This is a genomic window from Sphingopyxis sp. P8, from assembly GCF_020622175.1.
GTDB lineage: Bacteria > Pseudomonadota > Alphaproteobacteria > Sphingomonadales > Sphingomonadaceae > Sphingopyxis > Sphingopyxis jiangsuensis.
The window spans coordinates 428,976-455,963 of sequence record NZ_JACNMK010000001.1 but is presented as its reverse complement, the minus strand read 5'-3'; the positions used below and the strand labels follow the sequence as shown (position 1 = coordinate 455,963).

The 26,988-nt window shown below is 63.6% G+C and carries 31 protein-coding genes and 1 tRNA gene; 20 read left to right on the top strand and 12 right to left on the bottom strand.

The annotated features are described in order from the left end of the window. Nucleotides 1-35 precede the first annotated feature (35 nt). Nucleotides 36-1,373 carry an alkaline phosphatase PhoX gene (locus H7692_RS02290; RefSeq protein WP_227339704.1) on the top strand — a complete coding sequence of 446 codons (1,338 nt, stop codon included), beginning with the start codon at nucleotides 36-38 and terminating at the stop codon, nucleotides 1,371-1,373. On the opposite strand, the gene H7692_RS02285 is transcribed toward H7692_RS02290, so the two are convergent. Together H7692_RS02285 and H7692_RS02280 are read right to left on the bottom strand one after the other, a co-directional pair. Further along, a complete protein-coding gene (locus tag H7692_RS02285) occupies nucleotides 1,374-2,624 on the bottom strand; it encodes an acetyl-CoA C-acetyltransferase (RefSeq protein WP_201925524.1) in 1,251 nt (416 codons plus the stop codon). A gap of 26 nt (nucleotides 2,625-2,650) precedes the next feature. Then, the gene (locus H7692_RS02280; protein WP_201925522.1) at nucleotides 2,651-3,433 is read right to left on the bottom strand and encodes an SDR family NAD(P)-dependent oxidoreductase; all 783 of its coding nucleotides are present in this window, start codon (nucleotides 3,431-3,433) and stop codon (nucleotides 2,651-2,653) included. Between the two features lie 126 nt (nucleotides 3,434-3,559). On the opposite strand from H7692_RS02280, the gene H7692_RS02275 reads away from it, so the two are divergent. From H7692_RS02275 to H7692_RS02255, 5 genes are all read left to right on the top strand, one after another. Continuing rightward, nucleotides 3,560-4,540, top strand: coding sequence for an NAD(P)H-dependent flavin oxidoreductase (locus H7692_RS02275; RefSeq protein ID WP_201925520.1), 981 nt, complete (start codon nucleotides 3,560-3,562; stop codon nucleotides 4,538-4,540). 133 nt (nucleotides 4,541-4,673) lie between these two features. Next, nucleotides 4,674-4,910, top strand: coding sequence for a hypothetical protein (locus tag H7692_RS02270; RefSeq protein WP_222136094.1), 237 nt, complete (start codon nucleotides 4,674-4,676; stop codon nucleotides 4,908-4,910). Between the two features lie 256 nt (nucleotides 4,911-5,166). After that, nucleotides 5,167-5,658 (top strand): DUF302 domain-containing protein, encoded by a 492-nt coding sequence (locus H7692_RS02265; protein WP_222136095.1) that lies wholly within the window; start codon nucleotides 5,167-5,169, stop codon nucleotides 5,656-5,658. Beyond that, nucleotides 5,655-6,596 carry a YeeE/YedE thiosulfate transporter family protein gene (locus H7692_RS02260; protein ID WP_201925513.1) on the top strand — a complete coding sequence of 314 codons (942 nt, stop codon included), beginning with the start codon at nucleotides 5,655-5,657 and terminating at the stop codon, nucleotides 6,594-6,596. The genes H7692_RS02265 and H7692_RS02260 overlap by 4 nt, the downstream gene beginning before the upstream one ends. Before the next feature lie 68 nt (nucleotides 6,597-6,664). Further along, nucleotides 6,665-7,558: a LysR family transcriptional regulator gene (locus H7692_RS02255; RefSeq protein WP_201925511.1), complete on the top strand. Its 894-nt coding sequence runs from the start codon at nucleotides 6,665-6,667 to the stop codon at nucleotides 7,556-7,558. A gap of 11 nt (nucleotides 7,559-7,569) precedes the next feature. Here H7692_RS02255 and H7692_RS02250 read toward each other — a convergent pair whose 3' ends face one another. Together H7692_RS02250 and H7692_RS02245 are read right to left on the bottom strand one after the other, a co-directional pair. Beyond that, nucleotides 7,570-7,959 carry a carboxymuconolactone decarboxylase family protein gene (locus H7692_RS02250; RefSeq protein WP_201925509.1) on the bottom strand — a complete coding sequence of 130 codons (390 nt, stop codon included), beginning with the start codon at nucleotides 7,957-7,959 and terminating at the stop codon, nucleotides 7,570-7,572. 111 nt (nucleotides 7,960-8,070) lie between these two features. Then, complete coding sequence (locus H7692_RS02245) at nucleotides 8,071-8,520, bottom strand: cupin domain-containing protein (RefSeq protein WP_201925507.1); 450 nt, start codon at nucleotides 8,518-8,520, stop codon at nucleotides 8,071-8,073. A 228-nt stretch (nucleotides 8,521-8,748) separates the two neighbouring features. On the opposite strand from H7692_RS02245, the gene H7692_RS02240 reads away from it, so the two are divergent. The 5 genes from H7692_RS02240 to H7692_RS02220 all read left to right on the top strand — a co-directional run bounded on the left by H7692_RS02240 (nucleotide 8,749) and on the right by H7692_RS02220 (nucleotide 13,310). Continuing rightward, nucleotides 8,749-9,570 carry a 3-hydroxybutyrate dehydrogenase gene (locus tag H7692_RS02240; protein ID WP_222136096.1) on the top strand — a complete coding sequence of 274 codons (822 nt, stop codon included), beginning with the start codon at nucleotides 8,749-8,751 and terminating at the stop codon, nucleotides 9,568-9,570. Further along, the gene (locus H7692_RS02235) at nucleotides 9,482-10,990 is read left to right on the top strand and encodes an NAD(P)/FAD-dependent oxidoreductase (protein ID WP_227339703.1); all 1,509 of its coding nucleotides are present in this window, start codon (nucleotides 9,482-9,484) and stop codon (nucleotides 10,988-10,990) included. The genes H7692_RS02240 and H7692_RS02235 overlap by 89 nt, the downstream gene beginning before the upstream one ends. Next, nucleotides 10,987-12,120 carry a patatin-like phospholipase family protein gene (locus H7692_RS02230; RefSeq protein ID WP_222136097.1) on the top strand — a complete coding sequence of 378 codons (1,134 nt, stop codon included), beginning with the start codon at nucleotides 10,987-10,989 and terminating at the stop codon, nucleotides 12,118-12,120. The genes H7692_RS02235 and H7692_RS02230 overlap by 4 nt, the downstream gene beginning before the upstream one ends. Before the next feature lie 138 nt (nucleotides 12,121-12,258). Further along, nucleotides 12,259-12,507, top strand: a complete 249-nt coding sequence (locus H7692_RS02225; protein ID WP_390881105.1) for a DUF2282 domain-containing protein — start codon at nucleotides 12,259-12,261, stop codon at nucleotides 12,505-12,507. A gap of 263 nt (nucleotides 12,508-12,770) precedes the next feature. Further along, nucleotides 12,771-13,310 carry a hypothetical protein gene (locus H7692_RS02220; protein ID WP_222136098.1) on the top strand — a complete coding sequence of 180 codons (540 nt, stop codon included), beginning with the start codon at nucleotides 12,771-12,773 and terminating at the stop codon, nucleotides 13,308-13,310. Between the two features lie 74 nt (nucleotides 13,311-13,384). Here H7692_RS02220 and H7692_RS02215 read toward each other — a convergent pair. Together H7692_RS02215 and folK are read right to left on the bottom strand one after the other, a co-directional pair. Beyond that, nucleotides 13,385-13,460: transfer RNA gene (locus H7692_RS02215), tRNA-Lys, on the bottom strand. A 43-nt stretch (nucleotides 13,461-13,503) separates the two neighbouring features. Further along, nucleotides 13,504-14,025, bottom strand: a complete 522-nt coding sequence (gene folK, locus H7692_RS02210) for a 2-amino-4-hydroxy-6-hydroxymethyldihydropteridine diphosphokinase (protein WP_201925496.1) — start codon at nucleotides 14,023-14,025, stop codon at nucleotides 13,504-13,506. Between the two features lie 23 nt (nucleotides 14,026-14,048). Between folK and H7692_RS02205 the strand changes: the two genes are divergently transcribed. Further along, complete coding sequence (locus H7692_RS02205; protein WP_201925494.1) at nucleotides 14,049-14,738, top strand: uracil-DNA glycosylase; 690 nt, start codon at nucleotides 14,049-14,051, stop codon at nucleotides 14,736-14,738. On the opposite strand, the gene H7692_RS02200 is transcribed toward H7692_RS02205, so the two are convergent. From H7692_RS02200 to H7692_RS02190, 3 genes are read right to left on the bottom strand one after another with little or no spacing between them, the layout of a single operon-like run. After that, entirely contained in the window at nucleotides 14,699-15,175 is a 477-nt protein-coding gene (locus tag H7692_RS02200) for an RNA pyrophosphohydrolase (RefSeq protein WP_201925492.1), read from the bottom strand. The two genes, H7692_RS02205 and H7692_RS02200, sit on opposite strands and share 40 nt — an antisense overlap. Next, on the bottom strand, nucleotides 15,172-16,119 hold the full coding sequence (locus tag H7692_RS02195; RefSeq protein WP_222136099.1) for an alpha/beta hydrolase: 948 nt from the start codon (nucleotides 16,117-16,119) through the stop codon (nucleotides 15,172-15,174). Before H7692_RS02195 ends, H7692_RS02200 begins: the two co-directional genes overlap by 4 nt. 20 nt (nucleotides 16,120-16,139) lie before the next feature. Next, complete coding sequence (locus tag H7692_RS02190; RefSeq protein ID WP_201925488.1) at nucleotides 16,140-16,283, bottom strand: hypothetical protein; 144 nt, start codon at nucleotides 16,281-16,283, stop codon at nucleotides 16,140-16,142. Nucleotides 16,284-16,319: 36 nt separating this feature from the next. Here H7692_RS02190 and H7692_RS02185 point away from each other — a divergent pair, with 36 nt between their 5' ends. The 5 genes from H7692_RS02185 (at nucleotide 16,320) to H7692_RS02165 (ending at nucleotide 22,774) form a co-directional block, all read left to right on the top strand. Continuing rightward, nucleotides 16,320-18,182, top strand: coding sequence for a 2-oxoacid:acceptor oxidoreductase subunit alpha (locus H7692_RS02185; protein WP_201925486.1), 1,863 nt, complete (start codon nucleotides 16,320-16,322; stop codon nucleotides 18,180-18,182). Continuing rightward, nucleotides 18,179-19,216 carry a 2-oxoacid:ferredoxin oxidoreductase subunit beta gene (locus H7692_RS02180; RefSeq protein WP_201925484.1) on the top strand — a complete coding sequence of 346 codons (1,038 nt, stop codon included), beginning with the start codon at nucleotides 18,179-18,181 and terminating at the stop codon, nucleotides 19,214-19,216. The genes H7692_RS02185 and H7692_RS02180 overlap by 4 nt, the downstream gene beginning before the upstream one ends. A gap of 40 nt (nucleotides 19,217-19,256) precedes the next feature. After that, nucleotides 19,257-20,213: a metal-dependent hydrolase gene (locus tag H7692_RS02175; RefSeq protein WP_201925482.1), complete on the top strand. Its 957-nt coding sequence runs from the start codon at nucleotides 19,257-19,259 to the stop codon at nucleotides 20,211-20,213. 78 nt (nucleotides 20,214-20,291) lie between these two features. Then, nucleotides 20,292-21,572 (top strand): SAM-dependent methyltransferase, encoded by a 1,281-nt coding sequence (locus H7692_RS02170; protein WP_227339702.1) that lies wholly within the window; start codon nucleotides 20,292-20,294, stop codon nucleotides 21,570-21,572. A gap of 173 nt (nucleotides 21,573-21,745) precedes the next feature. After that, complete coding sequence (locus H7692_RS02165; RefSeq protein ID WP_227339701.1) at nucleotides 21,746-22,774, top strand: serine hydrolase domain-containing protein; 1,029 nt, start codon at nucleotides 21,746-21,748, stop codon at nucleotides 22,772-22,774. Between the two features lie 12 nt (nucleotides 22,775-22,786). Here H7692_RS02165 and H7692_RS02160 read toward each other — a convergent pair whose 3' ends face one another. The 3 genes from H7692_RS02160 to purF are packed head-to-tail and all read right to left on the bottom strand — an operon-like array spanning nucleotide 22,787 to nucleotide 25,436. Continuing rightward, nucleotides 22,787-23,179: a hypothetical protein gene (locus H7692_RS02160; RefSeq protein WP_201925476.1), complete on the bottom strand. Its 393-nt coding sequence runs from the start codon at nucleotides 23,177-23,179 to the stop codon at nucleotides 22,787-22,789. A 60-nt stretch (nucleotides 23,180-23,239) separates the two neighbouring features. Next, a complete protein-coding gene (locus tag H7692_RS02155; protein WP_201925474.1) occupies nucleotides 23,240-23,974 on the bottom strand; it encodes an SDR family NAD(P)-dependent oxidoreductase in 735 nt (244 codons plus the stop codon). A gap of 4 nt (nucleotides 23,975-23,978) precedes the next feature. Then, nucleotides 23,979-25,436 carry an amidophosphoribosyltransferase gene (purF, locus tag H7692_RS02150; RefSeq protein ID WP_222136100.1) on the bottom strand — a complete coding sequence of 486 codons (1,458 nt, stop codon included), beginning with the start codon at nucleotides 25,434-25,436 and terminating at the stop codon, nucleotides 23,979-23,981. Nucleotides 25,437-25,578: 142 nt separating this feature from the next. Between purF and hisI the strand changes: the two genes are divergently transcribed. The 3 genes from hisI to H7692_RS02135 all read left to right on the top strand — a co-directional run bounded on the left by hisI (nucleotide 25,579) and on the right by H7692_RS02135 (nucleotide 26,967). After that, entirely contained in the window at nucleotides 25,579-25,941 is a 363-nt protein-coding gene (gene hisI / locus H7692_RS02145) for a phosphoribosyl-AMP cyclohydrolase (RefSeq protein ID WP_222136101.1), read from the top strand. A 2-nt stretch (nucleotides 25,942-25,943) separates the two neighbouring features. Continuing rightward, on the top strand, nucleotides 25,944-26,471 hold the full coding sequence (locus tag H7692_RS02140; RefSeq protein WP_227339700.1) for a hypothetical protein: 528 nt from the start codon (nucleotides 25,944-25,946) through the stop codon (nucleotides 26,469-26,471). A 64-nt stretch (nucleotides 26,472-26,535) separates the two neighbouring features. Next, entirely contained in the window at nucleotides 26,536-26,967 is a 432-nt protein-coding gene (locus H7692_RS02135; protein ID WP_201925468.1) for a MerR family transcriptional regulator, read from the top strand. Nucleotides 26,968-26,988 lie beyond the last annotated feature (21 nt).

Here is a 26,988-nt window from a genome sequence, read left to right as displayed (position 1 = left end):
GCGGCCAGCGTAGATTCGCTTCTGGAGATAAGCCCATGCTCGACCGTCGCCAATTCGCCGGGGCTGCACTCGCCTTTACCGGCCTTGCGTTGCAAAGCGGCGCGGCGCGTGCGGGGATGATGGCGACCGATCCGGGCTACGGCCCGCTCCAACCCGATCCGGCAGGTCTGCTCGACCTGCCTCCGGGCTTTTCCTATCGGATATTGTCGTCGTTTGGCGATGCAATGAGCGACGGCAATGTCGTTCCCGATCGCGCCGACGGGATGGGGTGCTTCAAACTCGACAACGGCCGGATCGCGCTGGTCCGCAATCACGAATTGCAGCCCAAGCATGTTGCCGATGGTCCGTTTGCGCGCAACGGGCACCTGCCCGACGAGGCGTTCGATCGGGCAGGGGGCAGCGCGCTTCCCGGAGGAACAACGACGCTCGTCCTCGACCCCGAAACGTTTGCGGTCGAGCGGCAGTATCTGAGCCTCGTGGGGACGATCCGCAATTGTTCGGGCGGCGTGACGCCCTGGAACAGCTGGCTCAGCTGCGAGGAGAATGTGGCCGCTCCCGCCGATGGTGTCGGAAAGCCGCACGGCTGGATATTCGACGTTCCCGCCGACGGCGGCACATTGGTAAAGGCAGAGCCGCTCAAGGCGATGGGACGCTTCATGCGCGAGGCCGCGGCGGTCGATCCGCGCACCGGCATCACCTATATGACCGAGGATCGCGACGACAGCCTCTTCTACCGCTTCCTGCCGGACGATCCCGGATCGCTTCATCGCGGCGGGCGACTGCAGGCGCTTGCTTTTACCGACCAATGGCTGCGCGACACGCGCAACTGGGCCGGGCAGAAGATGGCGCCAGGAAGCTGGCAATTCGCCCGCTGGATCGACCTCGACGATCCCGAAAGCCCGAACGACGACCTGCGCCTGCGCGGCGCGAAAGAAGGGGCCGCGATTTTTGCGCGCGGCGAGGGCATCCATTGGGGACAGGACGAACTTTATTTCACCTGCACGTCGGGCGGACGCGCCAAGCAGGGCCAGATCATGCGCTACCGCCCCTCGCGGCACGAGGGGAAATCGCGCGAGAAGTCGGCGCCGGGACGGTTGCAGCTGTTCCTCGAATCGACCGACCCCACCCAATATAGCTTCGGCGACAATCTGACCGTCGCGCCGAACGATCATCTTATCGTCTGCGAAGACCAATATGGCGATACCGTCGACAATCATCTGCGCGGCGTCACTCCTTTTGGCGAGGTCTATGCCTTCGCACGCGTCAGAACCCAGACCGAACCGGCGGGGGCCTGTTTCTCCCCCGACGGTAAGACGCTGTTCCTCAACCTCTATAGTCCGACCAAGACCGTCGCGATCACCGGCCCCTTCTGATCAGAGCCGTTCGATGACAATGGCAGGCGCCATCCCGCCCGCCGCGCACATTGTGACCAGTCCATAGCGCCCGCCCGAGCGTTCGAGCTCGTCGAGCGCGGTGCCGATGAGGATCGACCCCGTCGCGCCGATCGGATGGCCGAGCGCCATCGCGCCGCCATTGACGTTCACCTTGGTGCGATCGAGATCGAGGTCGCGGATGAATTTCTCTGCAACGACGGCAAAGGCTTCGTTGATCTCCCAGACGTCGATGTCGTCCTTTGTCAGCCCGGCCTTTTCGAGGACTTTCTTCGCCGCAGGGACCGGCGCATTGAGCATCAACGTCGGGTCGTCGCCGACATTGGCATAGGCGACCACGCGCGCGCGGGGTTTGAGGCCGTGCTTGTCGGCATAATCCTTTGACGTGATCAGCAGCGCGGCTGCACCGTCGACGACCCCGGACGAGTTGCCGGCATGATGGAAATGCCGGATCTCGAGATCGGGATAACGGCGATTGATCTGTTTGCGGAACGTCACGCCGCCCCCAAGATCGAAATCGGCCATCGCCGCGAAGCTGGGTTTAAGTGCGGCGAGGCCTTCGGCGGTGGTTTCGGGGCGAGGGAACTCCTCGCGGTCGAGCGCGACGCTGCCGTCCGGATTGCGGACGGGAACGACAGATTTCGCAAAGCGCCCTTCCTTGATCGCCCGGTCGGCGCGCTGCTGGCTGACCAACGCCAATGCATCGAGATCCTCGCGGCTGATCCCTTCGATGGTCGCGATCGCATCGCCGCAGACGCCCTGATGCGATTGGGGATGAAGCTCGTCGAGTGCCTCGTGGCCCGAGCCCATCAGCCGCGGCGGAATGCCCGCGTTCGCCTGTTCGGCGGCGTGCGCGGTGGTGAAGCTCATCATCTCTGTCCCGCCGGCGATGACGCAATCTTCCATGCCGCTCATCACGCTGGCCGCAGCGAAATTGACCGAACTGATCCCCCCACCGCAAAAGCGGTCAAGCGTTGTGCCGCTCGCCTTTGTGTCATAGCCGGCCGACAGCGCCGCCATGCGGCCGAGGTCGCCGCCCTGCTTGCCTACCTGTGACGAGGTCGACCACACGATGTCGTCGACCGTTGCAGTGTCCAGATTGTTGCGGTCGCGAATGGCGGCGAGCACTGTTGCCGCAAGATGTTGCGGGTGGAGGTGCGACAGTGCGCCCTTGCCGGGCTTGCCGATCCCGCGCGGAGTGCGGACGGCGTCGATGATATAGGCTTCGGACATTATCTGTTCCTTTCGTGGGGAGCGTATCAGCGCGGTGCCATGCGGATCGCGCCGTCGAGGCGCACCGCTTGGCCGTTGAAATAGGTGTTGCGAACCATCTCCATCGCGAGGCTCGCATATTCCTCGGCCTTGCCCAGCCTTTTGGGGAAGGGGACCGAAGCCTCCAGGCTTTCCTTGACCTTCGGGTTCATGTTTCCGAGCAGTGGCGTCCCAAACACGCCGGGCATGATCGAATTGACGCGAATGCCAAGATCCATCAGGTCGCGCGCCATCGGAAGCACGAGACCATTCACTCCGGCCTTTGCCGAGCCATAGATGACTTGCCCGATCTGTGCGTCTTGCGCGGCGACCGAGGCGGTGAAGATAATCGCACCGCGTTCGCCATCCTCCATCTCGGGAAGCGTCGCCATGCCTTCGGCGGCGATCGAGCCGATGCGATAGCTCGCGGTCAATATACCCGCGACGCCATATTCATAATCTTCGGTCGGCGTGCGGCGATATTCGCCCGTATCCTTGTCGAACGCCAGCGTCTTGCCGCGGCGCGAGGTCATCGCGCAGTGGACGCAGACGCGCTCCTGACCGTGCGCGGCGCGGGCGGCGGCAAATCCGTCGAGCGTGGACTGCTCATTGGTGATGTCGACATGGACGAACAATCCGCCGACCGACACTGCGACCTCTTTGCCGAGATTGTCATTGATATCGAATATCGCGACCTTCGCGCCCGCCGCCGCAAGTGCTTCGGCCGTCGCGCGTCCAAGGCCCGAAGCTCCGCCCGTGACGATTGCGGCCGTCGTCGAATCGATCTTCATCGCTGCTTGTTCCCCTCCACCGCTTTCCGGTCTTGCCAATCAACCGGACGTTGACGTAAACGTCAAGTCTAATTCGAGCGCCGCAATACCGTAGCGTCATGCTCGCGGCCAGAGGGAGGGACCGGAATGGCTTTCAAGACCCGCATCACCGAGATGCTCGAAATCGAACATCCCATCGTTCAGGGCGGGATGCAGAGCGTTGGCTATGCCGAGCTGGCGAGCGCGGTGTCGAATGCGGGAGGGCTCGGCATATTGACTGCGCTGACGCAGCCGTCGCCGCAGGCGCTACGCGAAGAGATCGAGCGATGCCGCGCGATGACTGACAAGCCGTTCGGGGTGAACATGACCGTGTTCCCGACGATCAACGCGCCCGATTATAGCGCCTATGCGCAGGCGATCATCGACGGCGGAGTCAAGATCGTCGAAACCGCCGGGACGCAGGCAGTACGCGAGATCTGGGACATGCTGAAGCCGCATGGCGTCACCATCCTCCACAAGTGCACCGCCGTCCGCCACGCGCTGTCGGCCGAGCGCGCGGGGTGCGACATCATTTCGATCGATGGCTTCGAATGTGCGGGCCATCCGGGCGAGGACGACATTCCGGGGCTGATCCTGATCCCCGCGGCCGCCGACAAGGTGAAAATTCCCCTTCTTGCGAGCGGCGGCTTCGGCGACGGGCGCGGACTCGTGGCCGCGCTGAGCCTTGGCGCCGACGGTATCAACATGGGTACGCGATTCTGCGCGACGGTGGAGGCGCCAATCCACGACAATGTGAAGCAAGCCTATATCGACAATGACGAGCGCGGCAGTTTTCTGATCTTCCGCAACTTCAAGAACACCGCGCGCGTCGGCAAGAGCGCGGTCAGCGAAGAAGTAGTGCGTCGCCTCGCGCAACCCGATGCGAAGTTCGAAGATGTGCTGCCGCTCGTCGCAGGCGCCGCGGGGCGCGAACTGCTCCAGACGGGCGATCTGTCGAAAGGCGTATTCTGGGCGGGGATGGTCCAGGGGCTGATCCACGACATTCCGACCTGCCAACAGCTCATCGACCGCATCATCGACGAGGCCGCAGAGATCGTCGATGGCCGGCTTGCAACGATGCGCGCCTGAACCGGCCTGAAATCTCTCGGCCGTGGCGAAAATTCGACGAGCCGATGGGGCCGTTCAGTAATCGACGCATCGAACCGACCGCTTCATGTGTTGCTGTTCCCGACAGGGAATTATCGAACAGATGGAGTGTTATATGGGCTTGTTCCGAAAAATCTCGATCGGCCTCGCCGTCGGTACGTTGGCGGCCGCGCCGACGGTTGCGTCGGCCCTTCCGACAATCGACGGCGCGCGCGCTGTGACCGCGCCGAGCGGAGCGAATGAACTCGACGGAAACAACAGCTGGCTGATCGGCGTCGCGGCGGTCCTTATCGGCGTCGCCGCGATCATCGTTGCGACCGACAATGACGACGACGAACCGGTCAGCCCCTGATTGAAGAACAGAAACGGAAGCGGCGGGGGCGGCAGGATGTCCTGACGATCCCGTCATTCCAGCATTGGTGCCGGACCGGACATCGGACCGAAGCAGGCGTTTGCCGCTGCATCGGAGCGGCTCGTTATCGGCCCTCCGACATGCCGGCCGCGCCCGAGAATGCGCTGCGGGCATCAAATCCATAGCGACGCTTGATTTCCGTGCGCGGCAAGGGTGAGCGATATTGGCCTGCGACAATCTTCGCAGGAGTTCCCCAATGAATCGCACCAAGCGTATCGCGTCGGCGTTGGCCGCCGCCCTTGTCCTATCAATCGTTTCGAGCGCGCAGGCCGAAGATGTGCCGGTCCGCGCCGCAACGGCCACCGATGTGCTCACGCTTTCGAGCGCGAACGGCTTTGACGACACCGTCGCAAAGTTGACCGCCGATGTTGCCGACAAGGGCATCCGCCATTTTGCGACCATCGACCAGGCCGCACTCGCGCGCGGCGCCGATCTGCCGCTGCGTCGCTCGACGCTCGTGATCTTCGGCAATCCGCCGCTTGGCGTGCAGTTCCTGCAATCGAACCCGCTTTCGGGCCTTGATTGGCCGGTGCGGATGCTCGTCACCGAAGATGCGGCGGGCAACGTCAAGGTCGCCTGGACCGATTTCGGCGCGATTGCGCGGCGCTATGACATCACCGACCGTGCGGCGCAGTTCGCCATGGCGAGCGAGGTTGCCGCGTCGATTGCCACCGCTGCGACGCGATGATCCCTTCGACCGGCATTTTTGCAGTCGGCCTCGTTTCCGCCGCGCTGATGGGGCTCGCCATTCAGCGCGGCGCGACCTGTATGGTCGCCGCGGTCGACGAGATCGTCACTACGCGTCGCGCCACGCGCGCGGCGGCGCTCGCCGAGGCTGCATTGTGGGTTGGCGGAATGACCGCAATTGCCGCGGCGCTCGGTTGGCTGGCCATGCCGTCGGCGGCCTATACGGTCACAGGCGCGACGGTAGCTGGCGGCGTGCTGCTCGGCATCGGCGCATGGATCAACCGCGCGTGCGTGTTCGGAGCGGTGGCGCGCATCGGGTCGGGCGAGTGGGCCTATCTCGCGACTCCGGTCGGCTTCTTCATCGGTTGCCTCGTCCCGTTCGCCGCGCCGATGCGCGATGCTGCCCAAGTATCTGCGACCGACACGAGTGTTTCGCTCGTGGTCGCCATCCTTTTCATACCCTTTGCGCTTTGGCGGCTAGTCGAAGCGGTACGTGCGCCGCATCTCGGCAGACATCTGTGGCATCCCCACCGTGCAACCCTGCTTATCGCCCTCAGCTTCGTCACGGCGCTGCTCAGCGTCGGTTATTGGGCTTATACCGACGCGCTTGCCGCGCTCGCGCGTTCGATGGATGCGATGCTGAGCGTGCGCGGGGCGATGATCGTCGCGCTGCTTGCAGGCGCGATCGCGGGCGGCGCAATTGCCGGCAAGCTTCGTGCGCAGCCACCGCGCGCCGCGCTCGTCATCCGTGCACTCGTTGGCGGTGCGCTGATGGGAATGGGCGCCGCGCTCGTTCCTGGCAGCAATGATGGCCTTATCCTTCAAGGGCTTCCCGCATTCCATCCCCATGCCTGGGCCGCAGTAACAGTAATGACGGCGTCAATCGCGGCGGCGATCCTGCTCGACGCTGCTGTAACCCGTGCCCGCCGGTTGCCGTAATTATAGCAACTGGCGGCCGCGCTCGGTCGCTGATATTCTCCGACCCGCGTTGATTGGGGACGACGCTTATGGAAATGCAGCAGATCCGCTATTTCGTCGCGCTCGCGCAGACGCTCAACTTCACGCGCGCGGCGCAGCAGTGCAACGTCAGCCAGCCCGCGTTGACGCGCGCGATCCAGCAACTCGAACATGAACTCGGCGGCCCGCTGTTTCACCGCGAACGGAACAATACGCATTTGTCCGAACTCGGGCGAATGATGGCGCCCTATCTCGAAAGCGTTGCGGAATCCGCGCGCGCGGCCAAGCTGGCGGCGATTTCGGCAAGGCGGATCGAGAATGTGACGCTGACCCTCGGCGCTATGTGCACCATCGGGCCGCAGCTTGTCGCCGACCTGATTGTTCGTTTCCAGGCGGCGCACCCCGAAGTCGAAGTGAAGGTTGTCGATGGCGAGGCATCAGCGATGATCGCGGCGCTCGAGAAGGGCGACCTCCACCTCAGCCTTGTCGGGATTCCGGGGGAGCTACCCGATCAGTTCCATCAGCTTCCGGTGTTCAGCGAACGGTTCGTCATCGTCGTGCCGCGGGGCCACCCGTGGAGCGAGCGCAATGCGATCCGCGTCGCCGAACTCAACGGCGAACCCTATGTCGGGCGGTCGAACTGCGAAGTTTTCCAGATGGTGACCGAGGATTTTGCGCGCCGCGGCGTCGTGACGCGCAAGGTGTTCAGCAGCCCGCGCGACGAATGGGTGCAAAAGATGATCAAGGCCGGCCTCGGCTTCGGCTTTTTTCCCGAGCATAGCGTGACCGACCCCGATCTGATCGTTCGGCCGTTGATCGAACCCGAATATAGCCGCACCATCTATCTCGCGACGGTCCGCGGGCGCCCCCATTCGCCCGCACTCGGTGCGTTTGTGCGCGCGGCGCGGCAGCATAGCTGGCCGACACTCGACCAGGCCGCCTGAATGTGCCGGGGCTATTCGCAGTCGTTGGCAGAAATGGTGCGCTCGACGAGCAAGTCGTGACATTCGGCAAGCGCGTCGATTGCCGCAGCAACACCGGCATGAACCGACGTCTGGATCAGGATTTCGATGATTTCGGCCTGGCTCCATCCGAGGTGGAGCGCGGCAACGACATGCTCGCGCAATTGCGCAGTTGAACGACCGAGTGCGGCGAAGGCCGCCACGGCGGCAAGCTGGCGCGCGCGCAGATCAATACCGGGGCGGGCAAAAACCTCACCATAGCTGAAACCGACGGCGCTTCGGATAAAATCGGGCGCGACCTCTGCAGCGCGGTTGCGTCGTGTGTCCTGCGTCATCCCGGTTCGGGCAAGAATGTCGAGTCCGGCACGATAGGAATCGGTCAACACAGCGCTCCTTGCGCGAGGGAGGCGGCGCAGCCCGTACCAAATGATGGCCGGTGCCGCGCCGCGAGCGGTCCTGGACGGAGGCATGGACGCGCTCAAATCGAAAAGGCGTCAGTCGCGCGCTTTCACATCCGCAGAAAGGAGTACGGCCGGCATCTGGCCATTGTTACGCCACCAATGCGAAATGCCGTCGGACTCGCTCGAAATATCGCCGGCCTTGTGGTCGATGCCGACCGCGCAGGCGCTGCTGTATTCGGTGATCGATCCCGACACGACAACGATCAATGCAGGGCGACCGGCATGGCTGTGCACCGGGACGACGCCGCCCGGCTGGACGACGAGGCGCCGCATGCGAAGGTCGCGGTCGGCGACGCCGATTTCCTTGGCAAGGTCGACCGAACCGATCAGGTCGTCGGTCACGTTCGACGGTGCGGTCGGTGCTCCGGCAAGTGGGTTGTGCGCGGACTGGCCTGCAGGGCAGCTGCCGGCAAACGCCGGTGTGGCTGCCGCGAACGCAGCCGAAGCGGCAATCGCAGCCATAGTCAGGCGATTGATTTTCATTGCGAATTTCCTTTTCTTGAAAAGCCCATGTCCGCGGAAAGCGGCGACACCGACGCGAGGGAGCGGGGGGTCAGAACGGGTCCGCCACTTCCCGGGACGTCACCAAGCTAGGGCACCGAGCCGCAGGCGAATATTCGATTGTCGGTATCGATTCGATGCACGAACGGTATTTCAGCGATGCAGCGCGGCTGGGCATCATGGCTCCGGATTTTGATCAGGAGACTCCCCATGACCGTTCAGCCGCTCGCCGAACTCATCGCAGACAAGCCGCTCGCAGGCCGGGTCGCCATCGTCACCGGATCGACGAGCGGCATCGGTCTCGGCATCGCCCGCGCGCTCGCCGCCGCGGGCGCCGACCTTGTCATCAACGGAATTGGCGATGCCGGCGCGATCGAGGCAGTGCGCAGCGAACTCGAACAGGCGAACGGCGTCCGCGTGCTTTTTGACGGCGCCAATTTGATGCAGCCCGAAGGCGCGGTCGAAATGGTCGACAAGGCGCTGCTGCGCTTCGGCCGTGTCGACATCCTGGTGAACAACGCCGGCATCCAGCATGTCAGCCCGATCGAAGACTTCCCGGCCGAAAAATGGGACGCCATCATCGCCCTCAACCTCTCGGCTGCCTTCCACGCGATCCGCACGGCCTTCGGGCCGATGAAGGAAGCGGGGTGGGGACGCATTATCAACGTCGCCTCGGCGCATGGCCTCGTCGCCTCGCCCTTTAAGAGCGCCTATGTTGCCGCGAAGCACGGCATCGTCGGACTCACGAAGACGGTCGCGCTCGAAGGCGCGCGCTTCGGCGTCACATGTAACGCCATCTGTCCCGGCTATGTCTGGACCCCGCTTGTCGAGAACCAGATCGGCGACACCGCCGCAGCGCGCGGGATCAGCCGCGAAGAGGTTGTCGAAAATGTTTTGCTCGCTGCACAGCCGAGCAAGAAGTTCGCGACCGTCGACGAACTTGGTGCGCTCGCGGTCTTCCTCTGTTCGGACGGTGGCCAGTCGATTACGGGGACCGCGCTTCCCGTCGACGGCGGGTGGACCGCCCAATGACGCCCGCGCGCTCGCGTCGCGGCGCGCTGTCGCTGCCACCCCATCTTGCCGCCTTTTTCGCATCCAGGCCGGTGCAACCGGCGCCGCGCGGTTCGGGGCTTATCCCGCCGCGCGGCGTCCTGGCCGAACTCGCGGCGCGCGGGGGACGTTGATGCCCCAGGCAAACAGCCCTCTTCGGGTCGTGATTGTCGGTGCAGGCTTCGGCGGGCTCGCCGCCGCTCGCTCGCTTGCCCGCGCGAATGTCGACGTCACGTTGATCGACCAACGCAACCATCATCTGTTCCAGCCGCTGCTGTATCAGGTCGCGACCGCAGGTTTGTCGCCCGCCGACATAGCCGCGCCGATCCGCTCGATCCTGCGCCGCCAGAAGAACGCCCGCGTGCTGCTCGATACCGTCGTCGGCGTTGATACCGTGGCGCGCCGTGTCATCCTCGCGAGCCGACGGACGATCGGCTTCGACCGGCTGATCGTCGCGACGGGCGCCCGGCACAGCTATTTCGGCCGCGACGAGTGGGAGGCGCACGCCCCCGGCATCAAGTCGATCGACGATGCGACAACGGTGCGGCGCAAGGTGCTGCTCGCGCTCGAGCGCGCCGAGACCGAGACCGACCCGTTGCGACGCCAGGCGCTGCTCACCTTCGTGATCGTCGGCGGTGGCCCCACCGGGGTCGAGATGGCTGGCGCGGTCGCCGAGCTCGCGCGCCGATCGGTGTCGCAGGATTTCCGCAGCATCACCCCGCATTGCTCGCGCGTGCTGCTGGTCGAGGGCGGACCGCGCCTGCTCGCTTCCTTCCCTGAAGCATTATCGAAAAAAGCGCGCACCGCGATCGAGGCATTGGGCGTCACCGTGCACACTGGCGCGCGCGTCACCGCTATCACCGATTCCTACATCGATGTCGGCGACTTGCGCGTTCCCGCGCACACCGTCGTGTGGGCAGCGGGCGTTCGCGCCTCGCCCGCCGCAGCATGGCTCGGTGTCGAGCCCGATGTGGCGGGGCGCGTCATCGTCGGACCCGACCTGTCGGTACCGGGCCATGTGGGCATCTATGTCGTCGGCGATACGGCCTCTTTCACCGACCCGTCCGGGCGCACGCTCCCCGGAATCGCTCCCGTCGCCAAGCAACAGGGGCGCCACGTCGGCCGCCAGATAGCGCTCGGCCGCACCTCGCCCTTCCGCTACCGCGATTTCGGCAATCTCGCGACGATCGGACGCCACCGCGCGGTAATAGATTTCGGCTGGTTGCGGATGTCGGGCATCCCAGCGTGGTTCGTCTGGACAACCGCGCACATCTTTTTCCTCGCGGGATTTCGTAACCGGCTGCTCGTCGGCGCGAACTGGCTTTGGAACTACCTCACCTTCGAACGCGGCGCGCGCCTGATTACCGGCGGCGATGCGCATCTTCATGGAGAAAAGCGATGAATCTGCACAAGGAATTGAAGGCGCATGGCCAGCAGGTGCTCGTCCTCCAGGGCGGCGGCGCGCTCGGCGCCTATCAGGTCGGCGTCTATGAGGCGCTGCACGAAGCGGGCGTCGAGCCCGATTGGGTGATCGGCACCTCGATCGGCGCGATCAACGCGGCAATCATCGCCGGGAACGCCAAGGACGACCGGATGGACCGGCTCGGCGAGTTCTGGCGACGCGTCGAACATGGCCACATCTTCGATGAAGGCCTTCCCACTTCGATCGCTAGCTTTTTCCGCAATTTCACGACGATCGTCGGCGGTCTGCCGACCTTTTTCACGCCGAACCCGGCTGCATTCGGCAGTGTCTATGCGACGCTCGGTGCCGAACGCGCGGGCTATTATTCGGTCGACCCGCTGCGCGAGACGCTTTCGGACCTCATCGATTTCGACCGCGTCAACCGCTGCGAGATGCGGCTAACCGTTGGGGCCTCGGCGGTGACCACGAGCGAAATGCATTATTTCGATTCACGCGACATGCCGCTGGCGCTCGACCATGTCATGGCGTCGGGCGCGCTGCCGCCAGCCTTCCCTGCGGTACGCATAGACGGCGAGCTCTATTGGGACGGCGGCATTCTGTCGAACACCCCGGTCGAGGTCGTGTTCGACGACAATCCGCGCCGCGATTCGATGGTCTATGCGGTCCATATCTGGAACTCGCACGGGGCAGAGCCCGAAACGATTTGGGACGTGATGAACCGACAGAAGGACGTCCAATATGCGAGCCGCGCGGGCACGCACATTCGCCGTCAGCGCCAGCTTCACAAGCTGCGTCACGTCATCACCGAACTTACCGCGCAACTTCCCGACGATCGCCGCAAGGACCCCGCTGTCGCTCAACTTACCGCCTATGGCTGCCCGACCCGAATGCACGTGCTGCGCCTTCTCGCTCCGGCGCTCGCGGGCGAGGATCACAGCAAGGATATCGACTTCAGCCCGTCGGGCATCCGCGCGCGCCGCGCAGCGGGCTACGCCGATACGATGCGCACGCTCGAGGCGGCGCCGTGGCGGGGCGAGTTTGATCCGCTTGAGGGGTTCGTTCTCCACGAAACGATCGGTGGCCATATGGTCGAACCGACCTGCGGTTGACGCACGGTGCATCGAAACGATGCCCTTTCGGTAGCGGACGCTGGCGCGGCCATGCGCGACAACGCGCAGCGCCCTTCGGGCGCTCCACCGACGAAAGGACTTTCGATGAAGCCGATCAATATCGCCCTGACCGCCGCCATGCTCTCGATGCTCGGCGCCGCCGCCGCCGCCCAAGCAGGGCCGGTCGCCAAGCAGCCGAGCAAGGAAAAATGCTATGGCATTTCCTTGAAGGGCAAGAATGACTGCGCCGCCGGTCCGGGCACCAGCTGCGCCGGAACCTCGACGACCGATTATCAGGGCAATGCCTGGAAATATGTCGCCAAGGGAGCCTGCACCAAGATCAAGACGCCGAAAGGCGCTGGCTCGCTGACTCCGGTCAAGCGCTGATTCACGGCCCCCTGGCAGCGCATTCGCTTTGCCAGGGGCGCCCCGACTAACAAGGGTCCGGCATCGACACGCAGCGAACGCTGCGGCGGCCTTGGACCCGGGAGAGAGAGATGCCCAATCTTGCCACCGACCGGCGACATATTGCCGTGGCACGCGTCGTAGGTACCGCAGCTGTCGCAACGAGGCTTGAGACGGGGTGCCGTGCCGAGTATCTCGCGCGAAGCTATCCGACCGTCGCGGCGATTATGGGTCGCGCTCCCTTCATGGACCTCGCCGCGGTATTCGCCGCCGAGACCGAGTTGGACGATGCCCAGTTTCCCGACTGGATCGGCCAGCATCGAACGGATCAAGTCCTGCCCTATCTGTCCGGCGTAGCCGCGATCGATCGGCTGCGCTGCGAGGCCGAAGGGGCCGCGCCCGACGCCGCTGTTGCGCCGGCGGTCGCCGCAGCCCTCGCCGCTGACGAGTGGATGCGGAGTCGGATAAGACTTCATGCCGCCACGCGTTTCGGATGGTTTTCGGTTCCCGCACCGTCAATATGGCTCGCGCATTTCGATGCCGCACTCGTCGATCCAGCGCCGGAGTGGCGCGCCGAGGGTATTTTGATAACGCGTCCCGGCGGCACGCTTCGTGCGCGCCGTATCGGCCCCGCCGAGCACCGCATCCTCGCCGGGATGCGGATCGGCGAAGCAGTCGACGTGGCGACCTCCGCCGCGCGCGCACTTTATCCCGAAGCCAATATTGAACTCGCTATCAAAGATATCATTGATAGCGGCGCGGCCGCGACGCGTCGGTCAAGTTAACAGCGCGTCCGCTGTATCGCGGTCGCGCAGGAAGAGTTATTCCAGCGGCACAATATTCCGGTCGGGTGATTTTTTGGTGAGCCCTGCTGGGTTCGAACCAGCGACCTACTGATTAAAAGTCAGTTGCTCTACCGACTGAGCTAAGGGCCCATCCCGGTGCCGGATATGTCGGCATCCGAAGTGAGCCGTCGCCCTAATCGGCATGAACGACTTGGTCAACCGGCTTCGGGCGACGATATTGTGCGAAAAGCTGGCGGACCGTTCGCTGGACGAGTGGATGGCGCCATTGCGGCGCGATGCGGTTCAACGGGCCGAGCACGAATTCGCGATCCGCGATCGCTGGATGCGGAATGGTGAGACGGTTGTCGCTCCAAACCCCACCAGACCATAGCAATATATCGAGATCGAGCGTGCGAGCGCCCCAACGCTGGCCGATGCGCGCCCCGAACTGCGCTTCAACGGCCTTCAGGCGGTCGAGCAGGGCGGGGGGCGCAAGCGGTGAAGCTATGAGGGCGACCGCGTTGGCAAATTGCCGTCGCGACGGGCCCAGCGGCGCGCTGGAAATAATCGGGCTCGCATCGACGGGCTCGATGTCGTCGCTCTCGATCGCCGCGAGTGCGGCAATCAGCACATGGCGCGGATCCCCGAAACGCGCGTGACGCCGGTTCGAGCCAAGACCTACGGCGTAGAGGGGCAGGGGCGTTGCGCTGTGCATCGATTGGCGCCTATCGCAGCACCATGGAGATTGATAGCCCTCTCCCCGAGACGGAGCCGCCGCACGATTGTCCGCGGTGCCCCCGTCTCGTCGCGTTGCGCGCCGAATGCCGCGCCGAGCATCCCGATTGGTGGAACGCTCCGGTTCCCGCTTTCGGTGATCCATGTGGCTGGCTGGTGCTTGCCGGGCTGGCGCCGGGAAAGCATGGCGCGAACCGGACCGGGCGGCCGTTTACCGGCGACTATGCGGGTGACTTGCTGTTCGCGACGCTTTCGCAATTCGGACTGAGCCGCGGAACCTATGACGCACGCATCGGCGACGGGCTGGTTCTCGACGGCGCGATCATCGTCAACAGCGTTAAATGCCTGCCTCCACAGAACAAGCCCGATTCATCCGAAATTGCGGCCTGTGGTCCCTTTTTCGAAGCCCAGATCGCGGCGCTTCATTCGGCGCGCGTTGTCATTGCTCTTGGGCGCATTGCCCATGACGCTGTGCTGCGGGCGATGGGGTTGCGGCTGTCGGCGTGCCGGTTCGCGCATGGCGCAACGCACGCGCTGCCCGGCGGACGATGGCTTGTCGATAGCTATCATTGCTCGCGTTACAACACGAACACCGGACGGCTGACGGCAGAGATGTTCGCCGATGTCTTCAGGACCGCTTGTGCCCTCCGTAATCAGACAAGCGGGCGAAACTCCTCGACGACTGCGCGATAGAGCGTGCGTTTGAACGGCACGATGAGCTTTTCGAGATCGTCGAGTTCGGCCCAGCGCCATGCGCGAAATTCCTGATGCTTCGTGGCGATGTCGACGTCGCTGTCTTCGCCCATGAAGCGCATCAGGAACCAGTACTGCCGCTGGCCGCGGAACTTGCCGCCCCACATCTTTCCCATCAGATGGTCGGGAAGGTCGTAGAAATGCTCGGTCTTGCTGCGCGCGATGATGTCGACGAGTCCGGCGTGAACGCCCGTTTCTTCTTCCAGCTCGCGGATCGCCGCAATCTCGGCGTCCTCGCCCGCATCGATCCCACCCTGCGGCATTTGCCACGCCTCGCTCGACGAATCGAGCCGCTGCCCGACAAAAACGCGCCCGGCGCGGTTGGCGAGCATGACGCCCGCGCAGGGGCGATAAGGGAGTTTGTTAAGGTCGATCATGCCGTGCCGGTAGCTTCGGCGACGATCGCCTTCAAGGCGGTCAGCGCCCCCCGTATGTCGTTCTTCGCGCTCGGGATCGCCTGCGACAGGTTGATATAGCCGTGAATGGTGCCGACGCCCTCGCGATAGACAGTGGTCACGCCTGCCTCGACCAGCTTTGCAGCATAAGCGCGCCCCTGGTCGCGCAGCGGGTCGAGCCCGGCGGTCACGAGCACCGTCGGCGGCAGGCCGTCCGCCGGGAAATCGAGCGGCGAGGCGCGATAATCGGCGGGGTCGGCGGCATAGTGATCGCCGAACCAGGTCATGCTGCCTTCGGTCAGCAGATGGCCCTCGCCGAAATCGCGATAACTTTGCCAGTCGTTATGCGTGGTCACCGCCGGATAGATGGGGTGGATGGCGATTACCGGTTTCGACGCGGGCTTGTCGCGGAGCGTCAACGCCGTGGCGATCGTCAGATTGCCGCCCGCGCTCTCGCCCGCCAGCACCAGACCGGAGCACGGGACATTGTCTGCCACCCAGCGCGCCGCCGCCTCGCAATCCTCGGGTGCGGCGGGGAAGGGATGTTCCGGGGCCAAGCGATAATCGACTGCAACCACCGGCATGTCGAGTTGCCGCGCCGCCTCGGCGCACCATCCATCATGCGTGTCGAGGTCGCCGATCACCCAGCCGCCGCCGTGGAAAAAGACCATCACCGGACCGATCGCACGATCGGGGCGCGTGTCATAGAGGCGCACCGGAATCTCGCCCGCTGGCCCCGGGATTGCCCGATCCTCGACCGTGGCAATCTCGCCGCGCGGACTATCGGCCATCTGCGTCATCGCACGGAACATCTCGCGCGCGCCGGCGGGCGGCAGTTCTTCCATCTTCGGCCCTTCCTGCGAATTCAAAAAGGCGAGGAAGGCCGCCACGTCGGGGCGGGTGAAATGGGTCGTGCCGTCGGCCATGCTGCGCTGCTCCCTGAACTTTATATATCGCGCCAGCTATTCGGCATCGGCAGCGACATTTCAATCGTGATTTGCAACGCATCGGGGCCGGTGCCGCGGCTTTCCTGTTTGCGGCGCACAATTTTTTCTGAATTGCGGCTTGTTCGCGAGAGGCCTAGGCCCATGTCACAGGTTCGCAAGATTCAAAGGCAGAAGTTTAAATGGCGACAGCGGTAGTGGACAGGGCCGGCGAAGGGCAGGCCCCCCTTTCCGATGCGGTAGTGGTTCGGTTTGCAGGCGACAGCGGCGACGGGATGCAGTTGACCGGCGGGCAGTTTACGCTGTCCTCGGCGCTGGCAGGCAACGACTTTGCGACCTTTCCCGACTTTCCGGCAGAGATCCGCGCGCCGCAGGGGACGCTGTTCGGCGTTTCTGCCTTTCAGATCAATTTCGGCTCGTCGGCGATCGATACCGCGGGCGACGCGCCCGATGTGCTCGTCGCGATGAACCCCGCGGCGCTCAAGACCAACGTCGCGGCGCTCAAGCTCGGCGGGCTCATCATCGCCGACGAGGGTGAATTCAACGATCGCAACCTCGCCAAGGCGAAGTATGACAGCAATCCGCTCGAGGATGGCAGCCTTGCCAAATGGCAGCTTTTGAAGCTCAACATCAGCCAGGCGACGCTCGATGCCGTCAAGCCATTCGGGCTCGGCAACAAGGAAGCGCTGCGCTGCAAGAATATGTGGACGCTGGGGCTCGCGCTATGGATGTTCGACCGCGACCGCCAGCCGCTCATTGACTGGCTGAACGCCAAGTTCGCAAAGCTGCCCGATCTGGCGGCGGCGAACGTCGCCGCTCTCAACGCGGGCCATGCCTATGGCGAGACGGCCGAACTTGCAGGGCCGCTCAAGCAGCATCATGTCGGACCGGCGCCCGTCGAACCCGGCCTTTATCGCACGCTGACCGGCGCCGAAGCCGTCGCACTCGGGCTCGTGGCGGGCGCACAGCTCGCGAAGCTGCCGATGTTTTTCGGCGGCTACCCGATCACCCCAGCCTCGGCGATCCTGCACCATCTGTCGCGGCTCAAGGAATATGACGTCACGACCTTTCAGGCCGAGGACGAGATCGCGGCGATCTGTTCGGCCATCGGCGCGAGCTATGGCGGTTCGCTTGGCGTCACGTCGTCGTCGGGGCCGGGTATTGCGCTGAAGGGCGAGGCGATGGGCCTCGCGATCATGACCGAGCTGCCGCTCGTCATCGTCAATTCGCAGCGCGGCGGTCCGTCGACGGGCTTGCCGACCAAAACCGAGCAGTCGGACCTTTATCAGGCGGTCTATGGCCGCAACGGCGATGCGCCGATGCCGGTGATCGCCGCGCGCTCCCCCGCCGACGCCTTCGAGTGCGCGATCGAAGCGTGCCGCGTCGCGGTGCAATATATGACGCCGGTGATGCTGCTGACCGACGGCTATATCGCCAATGCGGCCGAGCCTTGGCATGTGCCCGACCTGACTGCCTATGAAGACTTCCCGGTGCAATTTCTGACCGAGGCGCCCGAAGGCGGCTTCAAACCCTATGGCCGCGACGAAAAGCTGGCGCGCCCGTGGGTCAAGCCCGGCACGCCGGGCCTGCTCCATCGCATCGGCGGGATCGAAAAGGAAATCGACACCGGCCATATCAACTATGCGCCGGCGAACCATCAGGCGATGACCGACATTCGCAAGGCAAAGGTCGACGGTATCAAGGTGCCCGACCAGGGGGTCGAACTCGGCGCCGAGGGCGGCAAGCTGGCCGTTGTCGGCTGGGGTTCGACCTTTGGCCCGATCCACCAGGCGGTGCGCCGCAAGCGTGCCGAAGGGGCGGACGTCAGCCATATCCACATCCGCCATATCTGGCCGCTGCCCGCCAATCTGGGTGAGCTGCTCAAAAGCTATGACAAGGTGATCGTGCCCGAAATGAACACCGGCCAGCTCAAGACCGTGCTGCGCGACCAGTATCTGGTCGATGCGAAGCCGGTGAACAAGGTGTCGGGCCAGCCCTTCACCATTGCCGAAATCGAAAGCGCGATCGAGGAGGCGCTGAAATGAACGAGATGACCACCGTCGCGCGCACGACGACGCTCAAGGATTGGGAAACCGATCAGGAAGTCCGCTGGTGCCCCGGCTGCGGCGACTATGCCATCTTGAAGGCGGTGCAGCGCACCATGCCCGAGATCGGCACGACGCCGGAGAATACCGTGTTCGTCAGCGGTATCGGCTGCTCGTCGCGCTTTCCCTATTATATGGAAACCTATGGCTTCCACACGATCCACGGCCGCGCGCCGGCGTTCGCGACGGGGCTGAAGCTGGCGAATCCCGACCTCGACATCTGGATCGTCACCGGCGATGGCGACGGGCTGTCGATCGGCGGCAACCACACGATGCACCTGATCCGCCGCAATCTCGATTGCCAGATCATGCTGTTCAACAACGAGATTTACGGGCTGACCAAGGGGCAATATTCGCCCACGAGCCGTGTCGGAACGACCAGTCCGTCGACGCCGTTCGGCTCGGTCGACCGGCCCGCGCAGCCCTGCGCCTTCGCGCTCGGTGCGGGCGCGCGTTTCGTGGCCCGCGGTTTCGACGTCTCAAAGGAATTGCCGAACGTTCTCAAGGCCGCACACGCGCACAAGGGCGCGGCGTTCATCGAGATATTCCAGAATTGCATCGTCTATAACAAGGATGTGTTCCAGGATTTCGCCGCTCCCAAGGGCGCCGAGGATCGTCAGCTCTGGCTCCAGAATGGCGAGCCGATGCTGTTCGCAAAGGGCACGAAGGGCATCGCCCTCGACAGCGAAGCACTCGAGCTCAAAGTCGTCGATGTGGTCGACGGCGATTGGCAGGCGGCGGGCGTGATCGTCCATGACGTCACCAACCGCAGCGTCGCGCATATGCTCGTTGAGATGCGCTTCGGCGAATTCCCGATGGCGCTCGGCGTCCTCTACGACGATCCGCGCCCGACCTTCGAAGCCGATGTCGTTCGCCAGAATGCCGCAGCGCGCGAGGGCAAGACCGCCGATCTGCAGAGCCTGCTCAAGAAGGGGCAGACGTGGACGGTGGAAGAGGGCGGTCCTGAACTTTGACGTCTTGCCAGGGGCTTATGGACCGTCTCTATAAGCCTTCATGGACAATCTGACGCACAGTCTGGTCGGCGCACTTCTTGGGCAAATGGGGCTCAAGAAGAAGTCGGCCTATGCAATGCCGACGCTGATCATAGCGGCAAACCTGCCCGACATCGATGCGAGCTGCGCCATCTATGGCATCGAGTCGCTGGCGATGCGGCGCGGAATCACCCACGGGCCGATCGCGCTGATCCTCCTTCCGGTCATATTGTGGGGGATCATATTGGCGTTCGATGCCTGGCAGGTTCGGCGCGGAACGCGACCAGCGCAGCGTGCTCCGCTCCACAAGGGCTGGCTGCTTGTGCTGGCGTTCATCGGATGCTTCAGTCATCCGGCCCTCGATTGGCTGAACAATTACGGTATTCGGCTGCTCGAACCCTTCAGTTCACGCTGGTTCTATGGCGATACGCTGTTCATCATCGATGTCTGGATCTGGGCGGCGCTCGGATTGTCGATCTGGATTTCGTTGCGCCGTGAAGTGCGCGGCGGACAAGACTGGTCGAAGCCGGCGTGGACGGGTTTTCTGGCCGTTTCTGCCTATATCTTCGCCAATGGCCTGATCACCGGCTCGGCCGAGCGAACGGCGCATGACGCGCTGGCGGCTGCGGGCAGGCAGGATATCCTGGTCGTTGCCAGCCCGCCGCCGCTGACCTTCTGGCGCCGCGACATTTTCTGGCGGGCCCAGGATCGTTTTGGCGGCGGCGATTTTGTGCCCGGCGTCGGGGGCTCGATCGATATCAGCGGCACTCTGACCGGAATGGACGATCCGCAGATCGCCGAGTGGGCGAAATCCGATCCGGCGGCGCGCGCATTCCTCTTCTGGGCGCGAATGCCGTTTGCGAAACGCGAAGCGGACGCGATCGTGTTGCACGACCAGCGTTTCGACCATCCGCTGGCGCAGGATCGCTTCACCGTGCGGCTGAAAGCCCCGGATATCAATGCTTCCGAGGCTCCGTAGGCGGCGAAATCTGCGTGGCGTCATGCCGCCGCGGCGTGGCAATTGTCAGAAGCAGCGGATTAGGGCAGGAAGGCGGATATGAACACGCATGTCAGCCCGAAGCGTGGCAGGAGCTTGCTGCGGGCCGACCGGGCCTTCCGGTCGGGCGGGAGCCTTGCGCTGATGACGCGCCTTGTTCCCGCGCGGGTCTTTCATGCGATGCTCGACCGCATCGATGCGGGTCTTGCTGAAGGAACAATCGAGGGCCATTTGCCCGACGGAACATTGCGTATTCTCGGCGGGCGCGGCGCCGGCCCTTTGGCGGTTGTGCATCTCAAGAGCTGGGCCGCGCTGGTCCGCCTTGCGCTGTCGGGATCGGTGGGCTGGTATCGTGCGTGGGACAAGGGCGAATGGACGTCGCCCGATCCGGTGCCGCTGTTCGACCTTTTCATGCGCAACGGCGACGCGCTCGGTCAGGCGGGTCGTGCGCGCGGTCCGTGGCGGCTGCTCAATCGGATGATCCATGCGTTGAATCGCAACAGCCGGCGCGGCGCGCGCCGGAATATTCACGCCCATTATGATTTGGGCAATGATTTCTATCGCTTGTGGCTCGACGATGCGCTGAATTATTCCAGCGCGCTGTTCGACGACCCGGAGCAGACGCTGGAAGAGGCCCAGACCACGAAAGTCGACGCGATCCTCGACCGCCTCGACCTGCGGTCGGGCGGGCGGTTGCTCGAAATAGGATGCGGATGGGGCGCTCTGGCTGAACGTGCGGTCGAGCGTCATGACGTGATCTACACCGGAATCACGCTCTCGCCGTCGCAGGCCGATGTCGCATCGGCGCGGCTGAACGCGATAGATTTGACCGCACGATCACGGATTGCACTTTGCGACTACCGCGATGTCGAGGGGCCGTTCGATGCGATCGCCAGCGTTGAAATGGTCGAAGCGGTGGGAGAGGCCTATTGGCCCGCCTATCTCGACGCAATCGCGCGGCTCCTGCGGCCCGGTGGCAAGGCCGCGATCCAGTATATTTCGATGAAGGAGTCGCTGTTCGACCATTATGCGGCGAGCACCGATTTCATCCAGGCCTATATTTTCCCCGGCGGATGCCTGATTTCCGAGAGCCGTTTTCGCGCCTTGGCCGAGGCGCGCGGGCTCGTGTGGCGCGACGTGCGGCATTTCGGTGCCGATTATGCCGAAACGCTCAGACAATGGCGCGAGCGGTTCGACCGCGTCGTGGCAAGCGGAAGCCTCCCGTCGGGGTTCGACGAGCGTTTCGTGCGGCTGTGGCGATTCTATCTGCAATATTGCGAAGGCGGTTTTCGCGGCGGCGGGATCGACGTGGCGCAGGTGACGCTGGAAAAACAAATATAAACAATCGAGGGGAGGCCGTTCTGGTTATGCGACGATATATGGCTGCGGCGTTCATGGGGGCCGCTGCGATGGCGGGCGTTTGCTCCGCATCCGCCCAGACGAGCAACCAATTTCCGGAGGATCTGAACGTGCTTTTCTGGAGCCAAGACCAACGCGATGCAGCCTTTCGGACCATGGAGACCGTCCCGAAGGTAGTGGTGAACCGAATCGCTGCCGGTGGACCGGTCTATCCGTTGCCGGAAGGTGAGCCGCTTGACATCGGTCTCGACGTCGATGCGCATATGGCCGCGCAGCGCAATGCCGGGTTGATCATCGTGCAGGACGGCAAGGTTCGCTTGGAGAAATACGCGCTCGGCTATGATGCAGGCGGGCGCTGGACCAGCTTTTCGGTCGCGAAGAGCTTTACCTCCACGCTCGTCGGTGCCGCCGTCAAGGACGGCTATATCAGGAGCCTCGACGACAAGGTCACGGTCTATATCCCGGACCTTGCCGGCTCGGCCTATGACGACGTCAGCGTTCGCCAGCTGCTGACGATGACGTCGGGGGTCAAATGGAATGAGGATTATACCGATCCCAATTCGGACGTCGCGCGCTTCAGCCTTCAGAAGCCCGTCCCCGGCGAGGACATAACGGTCAGCTATATGAAGACGTTGCCCCGCGAAGCTCCGGCAGGATCAAAGTGGGTTTACAAGACCGGCGAGACCAATTTGATCGGTGTGCTCGTGTCGAGTGCGACGGGTAAGACGCTGTCCGACTATCTCTCCGAAAAGGTCTGGAAGCCGTTCGGGATGGAGCAGGACGGCGTCTGGATGCTCGGTGCGACGGGGCACGAGATCAGCGGCTGCTGCATGTCGGCAAGTTTGCGCGACTATGCGCGTTTCGGCCAGTTCATCTTGAACGGAGGCATCGCGGGTGGCGAAAAAATTCTCCCTGACGACTGGCTGGCTTCGGCGACGACCAAGCGGGCGGACATCGACGTGCCGGGCCGCGGCTATGGCTATCAGTGGTGGACCAACGACGACGGAAGTTTCGCTGCCCAGGGCATTTTCGGGCAGGGGATTTTCATCGACCCGGCGCGGAAGTTGGTGATCGCTTCGAACGGGAATTGGCCGACTGCGACCGACCCGGAAGGCGTAGGAACTGCGCGCGAGACATTTTACAAGACGGTGCAGGCCGCTATCGACCGCGAATCCGCGCCTTAGCGGGCAGCACTCTCACGCAGGATGGACAGGCGCCAGCGCCGATGCGCGCTGCGCGGCCCATGCTGCGGCCAGCGGAATGACGATGCCGATCGCCATGACCCACCACTGGTCTGCCAGCGTCACGGCGCGGTAGAGGCTCGCCCCGAGTATCGCGCCCGCGACGACCCAGCCGGCGCCTGAATTGCCCGACACGCGCATCGCGAGCCAGCTTCCCGCGAAGGTGCCGACAAACCAGCCGATGAAGAGCGCGATTGTCGAACCGATGGGGATCAAAACTTCTCCCGTCGACGGATCATAGACATCGGGCGACAGCGCGCTCCCGGCATATTGCGCAATCCAGAGAAGCGCGAAGGCAACCAATATGCCGGCCATCGTCCCGGCAATGCCGCGCACGGTCGAATTCATTGTGCGAACCCCTGATGTTCCAAACCGCAGCCCTTGTGCCACTGGAACGCAAAAAGTGCGTTAAGCGTCGGCCATGACTTTGGGCAATTCGTGGAATGCCGTGCTGTCGAAGCCCTCGGCCATCATGCGGGCGACAAACTCGCCGACCGCTGACGGTTCCTTTATGCTTTGCGGATCTTCGCCGGGATAGGCGCGAGCGCGCATTTGCGTGCGTGTCGCGCCGGGGTTGAGGATCGCGGTGCGAACGCCCGAAATATTCTGCATTTCTGCGCCGTAGCTGGTGACAAGCGCCTCGAACGCCGCCTTCGACGCCGCATAGGCACCCCAATAGGCCCGCGGGCTGCGCGCAACGCTGCTCGACAGGGCAACAAGACGGCCGTTCGAAGCGCGGCGGAGCAGTGGATCGAAATTGGCGATCAGCGCTTGTTGCGCGATCAGGTTGAGTGTCAGGAGGCGATTGAATTCCTTGCCGTCGATCGCGGCCACCGGCGTCAGCGTTCCGAGCATCGCGGCATTGAGCACGAGCATGTCGAGCTTGTTCCAGCGTTCGGCCATCGCGCTCGCAAGGCGCGCAATGCTGTCTCCGTCAGTCAGATCGAGCGGCGCGATCGTCGCGCTGCCGCCAGCATCGTGGATGCGATCCTCCAGCGCCTCGAGCCCGCCAGCCGTGCGCGCCGTGATGACGACGTGGGCGCCGCGCGTCGCGAGTGAATAGGCGATGGCCTCGCCAATACCGCGGCTCGCCCCGGTGACGAGCGCAACCTGCCCGCCCAATTCTTCGGTTTTCGTGGTCATTTCGTCAGACAACCCGCTCGGCAAGAAGCGAAAACTGATCCTCGAGACTGTTTTCGTCAAAGTCGGTCAGCGTCGTCGGATAATCGCCCGTGAAACAGGCGTCGCAATATTGCGGGCAATCGTCGGCGCGCTTTGCTTCACCGAGCGCGCGATATAGCCCGTCGATCGTCAAGAACGACAGGCTGTCGGCATTAATGAAGTTCGCCATCTGTCCCACCGTCATCTGCGCGGCGAGCAGCTTCGCGCGTTCGGGTGTGTCGACGCCATAGAAGCAGCTGTGCGACGTCGGCGGGCTAGCGATGCGCATATGCACCTCTGCCGCCCCGGCATCGCGCATCATCTGGACGATTTTCAGACTGGTCGTGCCGCGAACGATCGAATCGTCGATGAGGACGATGCGCTTGCCCGCAATCAGCGCGCGGTTGGCATTGTGCTTGAGCTTGACGCCAAGGTGGCGAACCTTGTCGCCCGGCTGGATGAAGGTGCGGCCGACATAGTGCGAGCGAATAATGCCGAGTTCGAACGGAATCCCCGATTCCTGGGCATAGCCGATCGCCGCGGGCGTCCCCGAATCGGGGACCGGGATGACCAGATCGGCCTCGACCGGATTCTCGCGGGCCAGTTCCGCGCCGATCGCCTTGCGCACCGAATAGACGCTCGTCCCGTCGACGATCGAATCGGGGCGCGAGAAATAGACATATTCGAAGATGCACGGACGCGCGGGGCGCTCGGCAAAGGGATGGTGCGACGTCAGTTCGCCCTCGCGGATGATGACGAGCTCGCCGGGCTCAACCGAGCGGACGAACTCGGCGCCGACAACATCGAGCGCCACCGTTTCTGACGCCAGAATATGCGCGTTGCCGAGCTTGCCGATGACCAACGGGCGGATGCCGAGCGGGTCGCGGCAGCCGATCATGCCTTCTGCGGTCAAGCAGATCAGCGAATAGGCCCCCTCGACCTGCTTCAGCGCGTCGATGAACCGGTCGAGCAGGGTGCGGTAATTGGAGGTGGCGACGAGGTGGATGATGACTTCGGTGTCGCTCGTCGATTGGAAGATGGATCCACGGCGAACCAATATCTTGCGTAGCGCCGTGGCGTTGGAGATGTTGCCGTTATGCGCGACCGCGAAGCCGCCGGTGGCGAGGTCGGCAAACAGCGGTTGTACGTTGCGAAGCGCCGTTTCGCCGGTCGTGGAATAGCGTACATGGCCGATCGCCGAGCTGCCCGCGAGTTGGCGCATGATATCGTCGCGGTCGAAATTGCCCGCGACGTGGCCCATCGCGCGATGGGTATGAAATTCCTTGCCGTCGAAGGCCGTGATGCCGGCGGCTTCCTGACCACGGTGCTGGAGGGCATGGAGCCCCAACGCCACGACCGCGGCGGCGCTTTCGGCGCCGTGAATACCAAAGACGCCGCACTCCTCGCGGAGCTTGTCGTCGTCAAAAGGATGGGTCGTCAGCATTTCGTTCCGGGGGCAGGGGGCTGGGACTGCCGCGCATATAGGGGCCGCAATCGCAAATGTCGCCCCCCCAATTTGGACTCTTTGATGACAGCGACCAGTCTTGGCTTGGCAGCGACAGTTTTCCTGCCCTAAAGCCGAATTCATGGATCAGGCCCGTGACGAATCCGCCCGTTTTGACCCGCGTTTTGACGCAGCGGGTCTGGTAACCGCGATTGTCGTCGATGCCGCCTCCGGCGACATATTGATGGTGGCACATATGAATGACGCGGCGATTGCAAAGACGCAGGCGACCGGATTGGCGCATTTCTGGTCGCGCTCGCGCGGCCGCCTTTGGCAGAAAGGTGAGACCTCGGGCAATGTGCTGACGGTCGTCGATCTTCGCGTCGACTGCGATCAGGATGCGTTGCTGCTGCGCGTCGAGCCATCGGGGCCAGCCTGTCATACGGGACGAAGAAGCTGCTTTTACCGCAGGATAGAGCCCGACGGCCGATTGGTGTTCTTGTAACAATGGCTAGGTTGGCGTTGCTGTGCACGGTCGCGCTGCTGGCGGCATGTGATCGTCATCCGAATAGCGGCGGAGCGGTCGATCTCGAGAACCCGCTCGAAATAGCAGCGCGAGAACGCGGACTCGTCCATAACCCGTCGGCAGACCCGTCGGGCGTACTCGAGCGACGCCACAATCTGGGTCGCGACGTGATGTGCATTGTTCCCGATGGACAAGATGAATGGCGTTTCGTGCTCTCGGCATCCTTCGGTACCGAACTGACGTGCAGCGCTTCCGGCGGGATAGGGCGCGAGGGCGACAGTTGGCGCCTTGCATTTTCAGGGCACGACGGTTGTGAACTCGTCGTTTACGAGGAGGGTGACGAGTTGCGCCTGCCCGGAACCTTTCCCGAACAATGCGAAAAACTGTGCTCCGACCGCGTTTCGCTCCGCGGATTGCGCCTTCCGCGCGCAAGCTGGTCGGCGGACGATGCCCGACGCTTGCAGATACCCGATAACCGGGGCAATATGGGCACGCCCTGCCGTGATTGAAGCGGCGGTTTCTGGCCCGCTGCGCGGCCTTGACGTTCACGTCAACGGAAACTAGTCTTCGCGCATGACCGACACCTACGGCCACGCGCATATCGATACGCCCGATCATCTGGGCCGCGAACAATATAGTATTACCGATCTGTCGACCGAATTCGGTGTGACGGCGCGGGCGCTGCGTTTCTACGAAGATGAGGGGCTGATCAGTCCGTCGCGCAAGGGACTGTCGCGTATCTATTCAAAGCGCGATCGCGCCCGACTTGCCTGGATTTTGCGTGCCAAGCGCACGGGGTTCAGCCTCGCCGACATCCGCGAGATGATCGATCTTTACGACGTCGGAGACGGCCGCAAATTGCAGCGGCAGGTGACGATTGAAAAGTGCCAGGAACGGATTGCGCTGTTGCAACGTCAGCGTGATGATATCGATAGCGCGGTCGATGAGCTGACGCGATTCATCGAGACGGTCCGAAAAGTCGACGCCAAGCAAAAGGCGCGCTGACCTTCGCTTTCGCCGCCTCCC